Genomic DNA, 407 nt, shown 5'->3' on the forward strand with positions numbered 1-407 from the left:
GGGGGCGGACCCCCCGAAAGGCCCCCGCTCCCGCCCTCGCCTCGTCCGCGGTCACCACCGGATGCCACCCCTCCCGCCCCAGCGCCCGCACAAACGCATCCACCACCCGCGGATCGAACTGCACCCCCGCGCACTTCACCAGCTCCTCCACCGCCGCCCCCACAGGCCGCGCACGCCGGTACGACCGGGTGGACGTCATCGCGTCAAACGCGTCCGCGACAGCCACCACCCGCGCGAACTCCGGGATCTGCTCCCCCGCAAGCCCGTACGGATACCCGCTCCCGTCCAGCCGCTCGTGGTGATGGAGGATCGCCGCCCTGGCCTCCCCCAGGAAGCCGATGCCCCGGACCATCTCGTGCCCGTACTCCGGATGCAGCTCGATGACCCGCCGCTCCTCGGGGGTCAGC

Annotated in this window: 1 protein-coding gene; it reads right to left on the reverse strand. The window is 73.2% G+C overall.

From position 1 onward, the window contains the following. Positions 1-407, reverse strand: a 407-nt coding sequence (locus tag J0695_RS40065) for an HD-GYP domain-containing protein (RefSeq protein ID WP_206969735.1), incomplete at both ends; no start/stop codon positions are given.

Origin of the sequence: Streptomyces beijiangensis, assembly GCF_017315755.1 — a bacterium.
Lineage (GTDB): Bacteria > Actinomycetota > Actinomycetes > Streptomycetales > Streptomycetaceae > Streptomyces > Streptomyces beijiangensis.